The 13,215-nt window shown below is 61.5% G+C and carries 14 protein-coding genes and 1 pseudogene; 10 read left to right on the forward strand and 5 right to left on the reverse strand.

Annotated elements, in window-relative coordinates; translation table 11 throughout:
• The first annotated feature begins 28 nt into the window (after positions 1-28).
• The 8 genes from ehuB to doeB all read left to right on the forward strand — a co-directional run bounded on the left by ehuB (position 29) and on the right by doeB (position 7,386).
• Complete coding sequence (gene ehuB, locus V8P77_RS10925; protein ID WP_335912542.1) at positions 29-877, forward strand: ectoine/hydroxyectoine ABC transporter substrate-binding protein EhuB; 849 nt, start codon at positions 29-31, stop codon at positions 875-877.
• 179 nt (positions 878-1,056) lie between these two features.
• Positions 1,057-1,716, forward strand: a complete 660-nt coding sequence (gene ehuC, locus V8P77_RS10930; RefSeq protein ID WP_335912543.1) for an ectoine/hydroxyectoine ABC transporter permease subunit EhuC — start codon at positions 1,057-1,059, stop codon at positions 1,714-1,716.
• Positions 1,717-1,720: 4 nt separating this feature from the next.
• The gene (ehuD, locus tag V8P77_RS10935; protein ID WP_335912545.1) at positions 1,721-2,380 is read left to right on the forward strand and encodes an ectoine/hydroxyectoine ABC transporter permease subunit EhuD; all 660 of its coding nucleotides are present in this window, start codon (positions 1,721-1,723) and stop codon (positions 2,378-2,380) included.
• A gap of 2 nt (positions 2,381-2,382) precedes the next feature.
• The gene (gene eutA / locus V8P77_RS10940; protein ID WP_335912547.1) at positions 2,383-3,162 is read left to right on the forward strand and encodes an ectoine utilization protein EutA; all 780 of its coding nucleotides are present in this window, start codon (positions 2,383-2,385) and stop codon (positions 3,160-3,162) included.
• Between the two features lie 4 nt (positions 3,163-3,166).
• The gene (gene eutB, locus V8P77_RS10945) at positions 3,167-4,168 is read left to right on the forward strand and encodes a hydroxyectoine utilization dehydratase EutB (RefSeq protein ID WP_335912548.1); all 1,002 of its coding nucleotides are present in this window, start codon (positions 3,167-3,169) and stop codon (positions 4,166-4,168) included.
• Positions 4,165-5,157 carry an ectoine utilization protein EutC gene (eutC, locus tag V8P77_RS10950; RefSeq protein ID WP_335912549.1) on the forward strand — a complete coding sequence of 331 codons (993 nt, stop codon included), beginning with the start codon at positions 4,165-4,167 and terminating at the stop codon, positions 5,155-5,157. The genes eutB and eutC overlap by 4 nt, the downstream gene beginning before the upstream one ends.
• A gap of 32 nt (positions 5,158-5,189) precedes the next feature.
• Positions 5,190-6,371, forward strand: a complete 1,182-nt coding sequence (gene doeA, locus V8P77_RS10955; RefSeq protein WP_335912550.1) for an ectoine hydrolase DoeA — start codon at positions 5,190-5,192, stop codon at positions 6,369-6,371.
• A 7-nt stretch (positions 6,372-6,378) separates the two neighbouring features.
• On the forward strand, positions 6,379-7,386 hold the full coding sequence (gene doeB, locus V8P77_RS10960) for a N(2)-acetyl-L-2,4-diaminobutanoate deacetylase DoeB (RefSeq protein ID WP_335912552.1): 1,008 nt from the start codon (positions 6,379-6,381) through the stop codon (positions 7,384-7,386).
• Between the two features lie 157 nt (positions 7,387-7,543).
• Here doeB and V8P77_RS10965 read toward each other — a convergent pair whose 3' ends face one another.
• Positions 7,544-9,361, reverse strand: coding sequence for a methyl-accepting chemotaxis protein (locus V8P77_RS10965; RefSeq protein ID WP_335912554.1), 1,818 nt, complete (start codon positions 9,359-9,361; stop codon positions 7,544-7,546).
• Positions 9,362-9,566: 205 nt separating this feature from the next.
• Between V8P77_RS10965 and V8P77_RS10970 the strand changes: the two genes are divergently transcribed.
• Both V8P77_RS10970 and V8P77_RS10975 read left to right on the forward strand, forming a co-directional pair.
• Positions 9,567-9,767: a type II toxin-antitoxin system VapB family antitoxin gene (locus V8P77_RS10970; RefSeq protein WP_335912555.1), complete on the forward strand. Its 201-nt coding sequence runs from the start codon at positions 9,567-9,569 to the stop codon at positions 9,765-9,767.
• Positions 9,764-10,170: pseudogene (locus V8P77_RS10975) on the forward strand (PIN domain-containing protein). The gene V8P77_RS10970 and the pseudogene V8P77_RS10975 overlap by 4 nt, the downstream one beginning before the upstream one ends.
• 37 nt (positions 10,171-10,207) lie before the next feature.
• On the opposite strand, the gene V8P77_RS10980 reads toward V8P77_RS10975, so the two are convergent.
• The 4 genes from V8P77_RS10980 to V8P77_RS10995 all read right to left on the reverse strand — a co-directional run bounded on the left by V8P77_RS10980 (position 10,208) and on the right by V8P77_RS10995 (position 13,207).
• Positions 10,208-10,456, reverse strand: a complete 249-nt coding sequence (locus V8P77_RS10980; RefSeq protein WP_335912557.1) for a hypothetical protein — start codon at positions 10,454-10,456, stop codon at positions 10,208-10,210.
• 254 nt (positions 10,457-10,710) lie between these two features.
• Complete coding sequence (locus V8P77_RS10985; RefSeq protein ID WP_335912559.1) at positions 10,711-11,787, reverse strand: DUF5666 domain-containing protein; 1,077 nt, start codon at positions 11,785-11,787, stop codon at positions 10,711-10,713.
• A complete protein-coding gene (locus V8P77_RS10990; RefSeq protein ID WP_335912560.1) occupies positions 11,784-12,677 on the reverse strand; it encodes a DUF6502 family protein in 894 nt (297 codons plus the stop codon). The genes V8P77_RS10985 and V8P77_RS10990 overlap by 4 nt, the downstream gene beginning before the upstream one ends.
• A 155-nt stretch (positions 12,678-12,832) precedes the next feature.
• Complete coding sequence (locus V8P77_RS10995) at positions 12,833-13,207, reverse strand: hypothetical protein (RefSeq protein WP_130788063.1); 375 nt, start codon at positions 13,205-13,207, stop codon at positions 12,833-12,835.
• Positions 13,208-13,215 lie beyond the last annotated feature (8 nt).

Consider the following 13,215-nt stretch of genomic DNA (forward strand, 5'->3'; position numbering starts at 1 on the left):
TCAAGGAAAATCAGAGGAGTTGGGAACGATGAAAACAAGATATCTTTTGAGCGCCGCCAGCCTGTCGGTGCTTCTGGTCACAGCGGCCGCCCCGGCCTCCGCCGCCGATGACAAGCTCGAACAGCTGAAGGAGCAAGGCTTTGCGCGTATCGCCATCGCCAACGAGCCGCCGTTCACCGCCGTCGGAGCCGATGGCAAAGTGTCCGGCGCTGCACCCGATGTGGCGCGCGCAATCTTCGAAAAGCTGGGCGTCAAGGAAGTGGTCGCCTCGATCTCGGAATATGGTGCGATGATCCCCGGCCTGCAGGCCGGCCGCCACGACGCGATCACCGCAGGCCTTTTCATGAAGCCCGAGCGTTGCAACGCCGTCGCCTATTCCGAACCGATCCTTTGCGATGCCGAAGCTTTCGCTCTCAAGAAGGGCAACCCGCTGAAGCTGACGAGCTACAAGGACATCGCCGACAATCCGGACGCCAAGATCGGCGCGCCGGGCGGCGGCACCGAAGAGAAGCTGGCGCTCGAGGCCGGCGTGCCGCGTGACCGCGTCATCGTCGTTCCGGATGGCCAGAGCGGCATCAAGATGCTGCAGGACGGCCGCATCGACGTCTATTCGCTGCCGGTTCTGTCGATCCACGATCTGATGGACAAGGCAAAGGATCCAAATCTCGAAACCGTCGCTCCCGTCGTCAATGCGCCAGTCTATTGCGATGGCGCTGCCTTCCGCAAGCAGGACGTTGCGCTGCGCGACGCCTTCGATGTCGAGCTGAAGAAGCTGAAGGAGTCCGGCGAATTCGCCAAGATCATCGAGCCCTACGGCTTCTCGGCCAAGGCCGCGATGTCGACGAGCCGCGACAAGCTCTGCGCCGCGGCGAAGTAACAAGGGTAAGCAGCCGGCCATGCCCCAGGCATGGCCGGATCGCCCTCGAACGATCTCCTAAAGCGCGTCGCGATCTTTCAGATGCATTCCTCGCGCTTTAGGTCCTTGTTTTTACGCATGTCGTTATCGCAAAACCGCTGCACAGTTTTGCGCGACATGCTTTAGGAAGTGAGTTGCCGATGTCGGTATGGTCCGGCTATCTGACACTGATCCTTGAGGGCGCCCTGGTGACGCTCGAACTGACGATTATGGGGTCTGCGCTGGCGCTGGTGATGGCCTTCCTGGCGGGCCTTGGCCGGTTGTCGCGCTTCTTCGCCGTGCGGGCTCTGGCGACGGCCTATATCGAATTCTTCCGCGGCACCTCGATCTTCGTGCAGCTCTTCTGGGTCTATTTCGTGCTGCCTTTCGCGGGCTTGACCCTGACGCCGCTGCAGGCGGGCGTGCTGGCGCTCGGGCTGAATGTCGGCGCCTATGCGGCGGAAGTGGTGCGCGGCGCCGTCAAGGCTGTCGGGCGGGAACAGTCGGAAGCCTGCATCGCGCTCAACCTTTCGCGATACCAGCGCATGCGCCACGTCATCCTGCCGCAGGCGCTGCCGCTGATGCTGCCAACCTTCTGCAACAATGCGATCGAACTCCTGAAGGGCACGGCCGTCGTGTCGCTGATCTCGCTGACTGATATGACCTTCCAGGCGCAGGTGGTGCGGGCGCAGACCGGCAATACGCTGGTGCCCTTCGCGACGATCCTCATCCTTTATTTTCTCATGGCCTCGGCGATCTCCGCGACGATGCGCTGGCTGGAGCGGCGGATGGCACGCAGCCTCGACGGCATAAGGATCTGATCAGATGGAATGGGATTGGAACTTCGTCTGGCAGATCATGCCGACCCTTCTCGAAGGCTTCAAGATCACTCTTCTCGCCACCATCCTCGGCGCTGCCGTCGCCATGATCGCCGGCCTGGGGCTCGCCATTGCGCGGCGATCACCGGCCGCCGGCATTTCCAGGACGGTCGCTTTCGTCTCGGAATTCATCCGCGGCACGCCATTGCTGGTGCAGCTCTACTTCATCTTCTACGTGCTGCCGGATATCGGCATCCGGCTGTCGCCTCTGGTCGCAGGCGTCATCGGCATGGGCATTCACTATGCGACCTACACCGCCGAGGTCTATCGCGCCGGCATCGAGAACGTGCCGCGCGGACAATGGGAGGCGGCCAAGGCCACCAATCTGTCGACGCGCCAGGCCTGGATCCACGTGATCCTGCCGCAGGCGATCCCGCCGATGATCCCGGCGCTCGCCAATTATTTCATCGCCATGTTCAAGGAAACGCCGCTGCTTTCGGCGATCACCGTGCTCGAACTCATGAACCAGGCAAAGAGCATCGCCAACAGCAACTACCGCTACATCGAGCCGATGACGCTGGTCGGCGTCTTCTTCCTCGTCATCAGCCTGATCTCGGTGGTGGGATTACGCTGGCTCGAAGAACGCTACGCCAGGATGGATGACTGACCATGACCGTAGAGATCGAGATCATCGCTGCCGGCCGGCCGCCGCGGCTGGAGGACCGGCCGTTGGAAAAGCGCATCGGCCTGGTCATCCTCGCGACCGACCATACGACGGAAGTCGACTTCCAGCGCATGGTCGCCAGCGATCGCCTCGGCGTCTATGTCAGCCGCATCCATTATGCCAATCCGGTCACGCCGGAAAACCTCCTGAAGATGCAGCCGTCGCTGACGGAAGGCGCGGCACTGATCCTTCCGGACGAGGCGCTCGATGCCATCGTCTATTCCTGCACCTCCGCCTCAGTGGTGATCGGCGACCGGAATATCGAGGCGGCGATCCATGCGGCCAAGCCCGGCGTTTCCGTCGTGACGCCGACGGCTGCCGCGATGACTGGCCTGAAGGCGCTGGGCGCCAGACGGATTTCGGTGCTGACGCCCTATACGATCGAGACCAGCCGGCCGATGGCGGATTATTTCGCGGAGCTCGGCTTTGCGATCGACCGCTTCACCTGTCTCGGCCTGACCGATGACCGCGAGATGGCGCGGATCGCGCCGGACGAGATCCTTGCCTTCGCGCGCCAGGCGCAGGCGCCGCAGTCGGACGCGCTGTTTATCTCCTGTACGGCGGTGCGGGCAGCAGAGGTCGCGGCCCGAATCGAGGCCGAGACCGGCAAGCCGGTGGTGACCAGCAATCTCGCAACCGCCTGGGCTTGCCTGCGGCTTTGCGGCGACGATCGGGCGCGGCCCGAACTCGGTCAATTGATGACCAAGCCCTACCGGGAAGGCTGAGATCATGGTGAGCACCTTGCCCGTTTCGCTGGAGGATATCCGTGCGGCGGCGCACCGGATTGCCGGCCGCGTGATCTGCACGCCGATGGTGCAGTCCTTTTCACTCGGCGAATTGGCCGGCGTACCTGTCCATCTCAAGCTCGAACATCATCAGACGACCGGCAGCTTCAAGCTGCGCGGCGCGACCAATGCGATGCTCTCCTTGTCGCCGGCGGAGCGCTCGCGCGGCGTCGTCGCGGCCTCGACCGGAAATCACGGCCGGGCGCTTGCCTATGCGGCAAAGGCGGAAGGCGCTGTTGCGACCATCTGCATGTCGCGGCTGGTGCCGGAGAACAAGATTTTGGAAATCCGTCGCCTCGGTGCCGATGTCCGCATCGTCGGCGTATCACAGGACGAGGCGCAGCAGGAGGTCGATCGGCTGGTCCGCGAGGAGGGGCTGGTGATGGTCCCGCCCTTCGATAGTCCTGATGTCGTGGCCGGGCAGGGAACACTGGGGCTCGAAATCATCGACACCGTGCCGGAGGCGACAACCGTGCTGGTGCCGCTCTCGGGCGGCGGCCTTGCGGCCGGCGTTGCCGCTGCGGTCAAAGGCATCAGTCCAACGATCAAAGTGATCGGCCTGACGATGGAGAAGGGTGCGGCGATGAAGGCGAGCCTCGATGCCGGGCTGCCGGTGCAGGTCGAGGAAATGCCGAGCCTTGCCGACTCGCTCGGCGGCGGCATCGGCCTAGACAATCGCGTGACCTTCGCCATGTGCCGCGAGCTTCTCGACGAGGTCATCTTGCTGACGGAAGCGGAAATCGCCGCCGGCATGCGTCATGCCTATGCCTGCGAACGCCAGATCGTCGAAGGCGCGGGCGCGGTCGGCATCGCAGCGGTGCTTGCGGGAAAAATCAGGGGCCGCGGTCCCATCGTCGCGATCTTGTCCGGGGCGAATGTCGACATGGAGCAGCACCGGCAGGTGATCAACGGGACGCAGCCGCTCTACGGTGAGGAGGGACCATGAGCCGGATGATCATTCTGACGGAAGCGGAACTGAGGAAAGTCATCGCGCTTGATCGCGATGCGGTTGATTGCGTCGAGGCCGCTTTCGCAGCGCTTGCGACCAAGGCCGTCGCCATGCCGCCGATCCTGCGGCTCGACATTCCGGAATATCGGGGCGAAGTCGATGTGAAGACGGCCTATGTGCCCGGCATCGAGGGCTTCGCAATCAAGATCAGCCCCGGCTTCTTCGACAATCCGAAGATTGGTCTGCCGAGCACCAACGGCATGATGGTGCTGCTGTCGAGCCGAACCGGACTGGTGCAGGCCTTACTGCTGGACAATGGTTATCTCACCGATGTGCGCACCGCAGCAGCCGGCGCTGTCGCGGCAAAACATCTGTCGCGGGAAAATGCGTCCGTGGCCGCGATCTTCGGTGCGGGCATGCAGGCGCGGCTGCAACTCGAAGCATTGACGCTGGTGCGGCCGATCCGCGAAGCGAGGATTTGGGCGCGCGATGCCGCCAAGGCGCAAAGCGTGGCAGCGGAACTGGCGGCAAGGCTCGGGTTTCCCATCACCGCCACATCGGACGCCAGAGGCGCAATGACCGGCGCTGATCTCATCGTCACCACCACGCCTTCCGAAACGCCGATCATCGAGGCCGGGTGGCTGGAACCCGGACAGCATCTGACGGCGATGGGCTCGGATGCCGAGCACAAGAACGAGATCGATCCGGCCGCCATCGCGGGTGCCGACCTCTACGTCGCCGACAGCTTGAAGCAGACACGGCGCCTCGGCGAGTTGCATCACGCAATCGATGCCGGGCTGGTCGCAGGCGGTGCGGTCTTTGCCGAGCTCGGCCAGATCGTTGCCGGCCGGACGCCGGGACGGACGCGCAACGACCAGATTACCATCGCGGACCTGACCGGGACCGGCATCCAGGACACCGCCATCGCCACACTCGCCTTTGCTCGCGCCGGCGTGGCGAATGCCGGGACCACGTTCGAAAGCTGACCGGCGCGGCGCCGGAAAAGAAGGGAAGAAACATGACAAAGCCCAATCTCAAATTCTCGCTCGGTGAATATGCCGCGCGGCTGGAAAAGACACGGCGTGCCATGGAGGCGAAGGGTGTCGACCTGCTGATCGTCAGCGACCCGTCGAACATGGCCTGGCTGACCGGCTATGACGGCTGGTCCTTCTACGTGCACCAGGCGGTGATCGTGCCGCCGCAGGGCGAGCCGATCTGGTTCGGCCGCGGCCAGGATGCCAACGGCGCCAAGTTCACCGCCTATCTGAAACACGACAATATCGTCGGTTATCCCGATCACTACGTGCAGTCGACCGAGCGCCACCCGATGGGCTACCTCTCGGGCATCCTGACCGAGCGCGGCTTCGGCAAGCTGACGATCGGCGTCGAGATGGACAATTACTGGTTTTCGGCGGCAGCCTATGCGGCGCTGCAGAAGCACTTGCCGAATGCGCGCTTCGTCGACGCGACCGCGCTCGTCAACTGGCAGCGAGCGGTCAAGAGCGAGACCGAGATCAGCTATATGCGGAATGCCGCCCGTATCGTCGAAGCGATGCATGCCCGCATCTTCGACAAGATCGAGGTCGGCATGCGCAAGTGTGATCTGGTCGCGGAAATCTATGATGCCGGCACCCGCGGCGTCGACGGCATCGGCGGCGATTATCCGGCGATCGTGCCGCTGCTGCCGTCCGGCGTCGAAGCGTCCGCACCGCACCTGACCTGGGACGACCGGCCTCTGAAGAAGGGCGAGGGCACCTTCTTCGAGATCGCCGGCTGCTACAACCGCTATCACCTGCCGCTGTCGCGTACCGTCTTCCTCGGCAAGCCGACGCAGGCCTTTCTCGATGCCGAGAAGGCCACGCTGGAGGGCATGGAAGCCGGTCTTGCGGTCGCCAGACCCGGCAATAGCTGCGAGGATATCGCCAACGCCTTCTTCGCGGTGCTGAAGAAATACGGCATCGTCAAGGACAACCGCACCGGCTATCCGATCGGCCTTTCCTATCCGCCGGACTGGGGCGAGCGCACCATGAGCCTGCGTCCCGGCGACCGGACGGAACTGAAGTCCGGCATGACCTTCCATTTCATGACCGGCCTCTGGCTCGAGGACATGGGTTTCGAGACGACCGAGAGCATCCTCATCACCGACAGTGGTGTCGAATGCTTCGCCAACGTGCCGCGCAGGCTGATGGTGAAGGATTGAGGCTGTCATGACAGAAATTGGCTTGCGGCCGTCGCCGATCAGCGCGACGGTCAATTTCGCCGCCGAGGGCATCCAGCACGGATTCCTGCGCTTGCCTTACAGCCGCGACGATTCCGCCTGGGGATCGGTGATGGTGCCGATAACGGTCGTCCGAAACGGCAAGGGGCCAACGGCGCTTCTGACCGGCGGCAATCACGGCGATGAGTATGAAGGACCTATCGCGCTCTTCGATCTTGCCCGCACGCTGAAGGCCGAAGAGGTGAGTGGCACCGTCATCATCGTGCCGGCCATGAATTATCCGGCATTCCAAGCGGGAACCAGGACCTCGCCGATCGACAGGGGCAACATGAACCGCAGCTTCCCGGGCCGGCCGGACGGCACGGTGACGGAGAAGATTGCCGACTATTTCAGCCGTGTGCTTCTGCCGATGGCGGATCTCGTTCTCGACTTCCATTCCGGCGGCAAGACGCTCGATTTTCTGCCGTTCTGCGCAGCCCACATCCTGCCGAACAAGCAACAGCAGGAAAAAGCTTTCGAATTCGTGACGGCCTTTGCCGCTCCCTATTCGATGAAGATGCTGGAGATCGATGCGGTCGGCATGTACGACACCGCGGCCGAGGAGATGGGCAAGATCTTCATCACCACGGAACTCGGCGGCGGCGGCACCGCCACGGCCAAAAGTGCGGCGATTGCCAAGCGCGGCACCATGAACGTGCTGCGCCACGCAGGGATCGTCGCGGGCGCCGTCGATCCCGATCCGACGACCTGGCTCGACATGCCGGACGGCCGCTGCTTCTCCTTCGCAGAGGAGGGCGGGCTGATCGAACCCGTCATCGATCTCGGCGAAGCCGTTACCGACGATGCCGTCATCGCTCGCATCTATCCGACCGGACGGACCGGGGTGGCCCCTCGCGAGATCCGCGCCGGCATGAACGGCATTCTCTGTGCCCGGCATTTCCCGGGGCTGGTCAAATCAGGCGATTGCGTTGCCGTCGTGGCGGTTGTTGACGACTAGAACAGGATGGTTTTAGGCCGGGCCGGCCTAAAATCTGGATCCTGTTCTCAATTAAAGAGTTAGAGCATGATGTCGCCCGAAAACCGTGCACACTTTTCGGCATCATGCTCTAGGCGGTCGGACAGGTAGAGGCAGGACGAGCTTCGACGGTCAGATGTCAAGCCGCTTTCTGCGGTCTTGACCCGCTGGCGGTCCCGTCGATCTGAAAGCGGTTTACGACCCCTTCCAACGTTTGCGTCTGGCTGCCGAGGGCCCGGCAGGCCGTGGCGGTTTCGACGGCCATGGCTGCGTTGCGTTGCGTCACCTGATCGAGCGCGTTGACGGAGGCGTTGATCTCGCCGATCGCCGCCGCCTGCTCTGAGGATACCGAAACGATGCGGGCGATCAGCCCGGCAACCTGCTCGACCTGGCCTTCGATTTCCAGAAGCGCCTTGCCGGTGCGGTTGACAAGCTGCACCCCGGTGGAGACCTGGGACGAAGAGGTGGAAATCAAAGCTCTGATTTCCTTGGCGGCGTTAGCCGAGCGCAAGGCGAGTTCGCGCACTTCCTGCGCGACAACGGCAAAACCCTTGCCTGCTTCGCCGGCGCGCGCTGCTTCAACCCCGGCATTGAGCGCCAGAAGATTGGTCTGGAAGGCGATTTCATCGATGACATTGACGATGTCGCCGATCTGGGAGGACGAGCCTTCGATCCTTTCCATGGCGGCGATGGCTTCGCGAACGACGGCCGCCGAATGTTCGGCGCTGGTGCGGGCTTCGGCCATCATGCCGGTTGCCTTGCCGGCATGAGCGGAGGCGTCTTTCGCCTTGGCATTCATCTCATCGAGCGCGGCTGTCGCTTCTTCGAGCATGGCGGCCTGCTGTTCCGTGCGCGAGGCAAGGCTGTCGGCTGCATCGGTGATGCCGGCCGAGGAACTGCCCACCTGCTTGGAGGTCTGGGCGATCTCGGCCATCGAAGCGCAAAGTGCGTCCATGCTGCCGTTGAATTTCGCACGCAAAGTCTCGTAGGCGGCGGCGAACGGAGTCGTGATCCGGCAATCGAGGTTGCCGGTCGACAGCTGTTCCAGGCCGTAGGTGAGTTCCTCGATCACCGTTTCGCGGGTCTGCTCCTCGGCGGCCCTTTCGGCCAGTTGGCTGCGTTCGCGTTCGAATTCCGCATTGCGAAGTGCGGTCTCGCGCTTCTGCGCATCCTGCCGCTCGAGCGCGTTGCGGCGGAATACCGCAACGGCCTTCGACATGGCTCCGATCTCGTCGGACCTATTGGCGTAGGGAACTTCGGTCGAAAAGTCGCCTTCGGCAAGGTTGCCCATATAGGCCTTCATGCCATCGAGCGGCACGATTGCGCGGCGACGCAGGAGATAGAGCCCCACCAGCAACAGCCCGAACGATCCGAAGCCCGCAGCACCCGCATAGATCGTCCGGGTGACGATCTCCGAGGCTGCATTGCGTTCCTCGCCCTTCAGGAAGGCGTCGGAATTGGCAACGAGTTTCTCGACCGCGTCCTGATGCGAATGAAAGGCGACACGCAGCTGCTCGATCGCACCATGAGCCTTGTCTTCATCCCTGGCATTCAAGGCCGGGATGATCTCGCGGTTCATCACCCCCCAGAATTGATCGCCCTTGGCGATGACCTCGTTTTCAAGCTCGTCCTTCAAAGCCTGCGGCAGCCGGGTGGTTTTCCAATAGGCGCGACGGTCGTCGTAAGCAGCCTTGAGATTTGCGATCTTGGCAAGATTGGTTTCGGTGAGTTCGGGAAATTTGCTCGCCTCGAAGGAAAGCATGTAGGATTCCACCACAAACAGCGGCGGCGGCAGAATATCGGCGATCAAATCCTTGCCGTAGACGACCTGCTCATAAACCGGCCCGTTGACCTTCAGCCTTTCGAGCGCCGACTGCTGCAATCCGATCGACATGAAAAGGCCGGCCGAAACGGCGACACCAAACGCCACTAGACTGCGAGCAATGGTAAGTGCCAAGACTGTCTCCAAATAACTTTTGGCTTCTCTGCTTCGAGACGCCTGATCGACGTGTGGCATTATTTCGCGAGAACACTGAAATACGGTTAATTCTTTTTGATGTCGGAACACAATAAAGAACTGTGAATACTTGTGGTATTCAGCCATCAGTTGCCAATCTTGATGCTGGTGGAGTTATGCTACATGCAGATGAAAGCAGACCGACATGGCCGAACCTCAACTTTCCGTGCGCAGTGCGAAGGCACGCGATCTTGCACATCGGCTTGCCCGGCTCGAAAATCGCTCAATAGCTGAGATCGTTGAGCGGGCTCTCGAATCGTATGAAATACGGGAAGCCGGTCGCGAGGCAGCCACGAGCTTCTATGCTCGACTTGTGCAACAATGTGGCACGGACATCGACCTTTGATCTTTTTCGATACCAAAGTCATAGCGGAAACCCCGCGCGACAAAGCTGTGAGCACATGACTGGTCCGTCATGACTCAGAATTGGCGCTACCGACGGTGACAATTGCGGAAATAGCTTTTGGTATTCAGAAGATCCGATCCGATCAACGAGCCGAACGCCTCAAACAGAGGGACTGTCCAACTAGCGCGGCTGCTTCACGGACCGGATTTTCGGCCTGATGGATGAGGCAGCTCTTGCTTATGGCGACATCATGGGCCTTGCTGCTCGCCAAGGGCGCGGAATGTCGGCTTCGGATGGCATGATAGCCGCTATTGCGCGGATCAATGGCGGTCGACTTGCGACGCGAGAGCCGGGGGACTTTGCGGCCACAGGTCTTGAGTTGATCTCACCATGGCAATTTTAAATTCCTGAAGCATGCTTGGCGTCCTACCTGATATCCTTCAGGCCAAGCGCATGAGTTTTTCGTTCAGGTCGCCGATCTGTCGCAGAAGCTCGATCAACTTATCCGTATCATCTTGACTGAGCCGTCCCGTTCCGCCGCTGCCGCTCCAAAGATCTTGAAATTCCTGGCTCATGGTCCGTGCGCAGCCCATGATTTCGATGATTTGGGCGCGGTTTTCCCAGGTTGCAACGACGGTCTGTTCGTCCATCTCCACCGGCATGTCCGGTTCGCGTTCCAGCAAAAACAAGTCCTGATTCCTCTTGGGCGATGACGGTTTGGTTCGAATGGCGCCATTGAGCTTTCGAGATGGGCCATTGCTGCGATGACTCAGGAACACGGGTTTGACAGTCTCGGAACAATTGAAAATTAAACGATTGGCTAGCGGGTGTGGGGCGGACCCGTTAGCCAATCGACAAACCCTCCCTGGAATGACCCGAAGCAGAATTCGCAGGAGCAATAAATGGGAATTTTTCCCATTTGTCAATGCGAATGACAGCAGTTTTAGTGCGGACCCGGGCCAGGGGGCCGCGGCCCAGGAGGCGGGGCGTCCTTTGTTGGCGGCCCCCCTCTATGCGGGGCGGAAAAATCTCGGTCCGGCCCGCCTCTGCCGAAGGGCGAACGATCGGGCGGCGGCCGATCCGAAGGGCCACGGCCACCTGGCGGTCTTGAACCGAAACCGTCCGGAATGCGTCCGCCGGGAAAGCCCGTCATTCTGCTTGAGTCCCGCACGCCGACATCGACGAAGCCATGACCATCAGGAGATAGCGGCGCCGAGCCGAAGGGCGTGGACCCTCGGGATCCCGCGCCAGGCCCGTCCTTATCCGTCGGCCGGAAGGCCTCAATGTTGACGATGCCGTGTTTGAGGCCCGGCACCACGGATTCGGCCTGGACGCGGGTGATGATCAATCGATCGGCGACCGCCTTGAGACGCACGAGCGTTTGTTTGCCGGCCAGGTATCCATGCGTGCTTCCAAGCGAAAGGCGGCCGATCAGGACGCGATTATCCCTCTTCGATGGCACGCCTCGGACGTGGGCGCCATCGGAAACGGAGCGGGGCTCGATGCGCCGGGCGATGATCGTACCGTCAGGTTTGCGGATGCCGAACACGGCGACCCGCTTGCCCTTGCGCAGGCCTTTCGTCGAGACATCCGTCGTGTCGATTGTTTGCCCCAGTATGGTCATGCCGGTCTTGTTTATCCGGTCGATGCGGCCCTGGACTTCGCTGGAGATGGTAATACGGGCGGCGAGCTTGCCCGTCAGCAGCACCCGGGCGACATGACCGACCTTCATCGCGCTCGCGCGAACGCGTCGGCCGTCGATTTCGATCGGTGTCGTCGCGCTGAATGGTATGTGGATGTCGTTGACGATGATGCTTCCAAAACCCTGGATAGTTCCGACGATACCGGTTCCGCCGATGCCGTGATCTTCATACTCGCCGCCCTGGATGGAAAGTCCGGATCCGCCGATTCCATGATCGCTGGTGCCCGTCGGCTGCGCGGCGGCGATCGTAGGCCCCAGGACCTGAAGCGCTATTCCGGCCAACAGAAATTGTCTTCTCGAGATCGCCGACGAGGTCATTCGTCTGTCTCCGTCTCGGAAGCGGCGTCTGCCTTAAGATCGGCGTCAGCCTCCTCGGTCATGACATAGAGCCCGGCGATCCAGCGGCTGTTGCCGCCGGGGTCGTCCTTGATGGCCTGATGGGCGATCTTGTTGAGCTTCAGGAGCAACGTCATTCCTTCGTCGCGCGCGATCGCGTCGAGTCGGGCCGCCAGCTCAGGAGATATCCGGTCATAATGGACCGCGCGTTCGAAGTTCGGAGGAGGCTCGTTCATCAGGTTCATGACCGACGCCTGCACATGGTCACGGAGGTTGCGTGTAAAATAATGCCGGCGAGCCTCGTCACCGGCATTGGGGACGATCGACGAGAGGTCGAGCCGGATCCAGCCGTTCTCATCAAGAACGACGATGCCTTTATCCAGCCAGTCGTCCAGGATGGAACGGGGATGGACATCTTTGGTGATGTCGCTCACCAGGCTCTCGAATGACGGAGCGCCGTCGCTGGAGGTCCGGGGCAGGGCGCTCGGCCTATCCTCCGCATCGCAATAGAACGGATCGGCAAGCCATCTGGCGAGGATGCGGCTCGTCTGCGAAACGCCGGTGGTCAAGAAGGATGCCGCAAGCACCTGTCCGCGCAGCCGGTTGACGTCCTTGCGGTGAATGCCGGTCAGAAGCGAGATGCGGCTATCCGTCTGATTCTTGTTCGGCAGCGTGAACTCCTTCTCTGCGACCTCGATATAGAGGCGGCGAAGAACGGTCGAAAACGAGATGAAGTTGAAGCCGGAGGCGAGTGCGAGCTTGACCAGTGGGCGAAGCACGCGGATCAGCATGGCCTGCAAGGTCTCTTCGGAGAAGGGTAGCTTCGCGCGCGGCTTTGACATCAAGAACACACTCGGTCTCTGAAAGACCATTGCCGGCAGACCTTCGGCAATCGTCCTCAGTCTCCCCTATGGGAAAGTCCAGACTGCCGCAACGGACAAGCCCTATGCAAGACCAGCCTATGCCATGCTTCCTGGCGGCGCGGCCGTGATCGCGCCGCCATTGGGAAGACATTTTGCGTCTTCTGTCAATGCGTTACCGGATGGGGCTCAGGTGACAGCACTGCGCCGTGGCGCCAGTCGATCAGCCGGTCGATGCGCGCAATCTTGTGGAAAACCTCGAAAACGTCGAATGACGTGCCTTTCTCGATGTGGGCTGCCAGCAACTCGCAAAGCTCGAATATTTCAGGGGGCGTACCGGTCATCTCGACGCCGTCATCCGTGAAGACACCCGATCGCGGCCATGCCCGCGTTTGTTGCTCATCGAGTTTGCTGCCGACGAAGGGGATCGTATCGATGATGCCGGAGGCAAGCGCGAAGGCCGCCTCCGCCACGATTTCGGAACACGCCGTGTTGGGCTCCTTCGTGAGAGCCGGTATTTGCAACTGCTTGAATTCCCGCATTTTTCAAT

It is taken from the genome of Rhizobium aouanii (assembly GCF_037002925.1).
Taxonomy (GTDB): domain Bacteria; phylum Pseudomonadota; class Alphaproteobacteria; order Rhizobiales; family Rhizobiaceae; genus Rhizobium; species Rhizobium aouanii.

Excerpts from the sequence above, each read along its gene's own strand:
- doeB (WP_335912552.1), top strand. The coding sequence starts at position 6,379 with ATGACAGAAATTGGCTTGCGGCCGTCGCCGATCAGCGCGACGGTCAAT.
- ehuB (WP_335912542.1), top strand. The coding sequence starts at position 29 with ATGAAAACAAGATATCTTTTGAGCGCCGCCAGCCTGTCGGTGCTTCTG.
- eutB (WP_335912548.1), top strand. The coding sequence starts at position 3,167 with ATGGTGAGCACCTTGCCCGTTTCGCTGGAGGATATCCGTGCGGCGGCG.
- eutA (WP_335912547.1), top strand. The coding sequence starts at position 2,383 with ATGACCGTAGAGATCGAGATCATCGCTGCCGGCCGGCCGCCGCGGCTG.
- ehuC (WP_335912543.1), top strand. The coding sequence starts at position 1,057 with ATGTCGGTATGGTCCGGCTATCTGACACTGATCCTTGAGGGCGCCCTG.
- V8P77_RS10985 (WP_335912559.1), bottom strand. The coding sequence starts at position 11,787 with ATGACCTCGTCGGCGATCTCGAGAAGACAATTTCTGTTGGCCGGAATA.
- eutC (WP_335912549.1), top strand. The coding sequence starts at position 4,165 with ATGAGCCGGATGATCATTCTGACGGAAGCGGAACTGAGGAAAGTCATC.
- V8P77_RS10990 (WP_335912560.1), bottom strand. The coding sequence starts at position 12,677 with ATGGTCTTTCAGAGACCGAGTGTGTTCTTGATGTCAAAGCCGCGCGCG.
- V8P77_RS10970 (WP_335912555.1), top strand. The coding sequence starts at position 9,567 with ATGGCCGAACCTCAACTTTCCGTGCGCAGTGCGAAGGCACGCGATCTT.
- ehuD (WP_335912545.1), top strand. The coding sequence starts at position 1,721 with ATGGAATGGGATTGGAACTTCGTCTGGCAGATCATGCCGACCCTTCTC.
- V8P77_RS10995 (WP_130788063.1), bottom strand. The coding sequence starts at position 13,207 with ATGCGGGAATTCAAGCAGTTGCAAATACCGGCTCTCACGAAGGAGCCC.
- doeA (WP_335912550.1), top strand. The coding sequence starts at position 5,190 with ATGACAAAGCCCAATCTCAAATTCTCGCTCGGTGAATATGCCGCGCGG.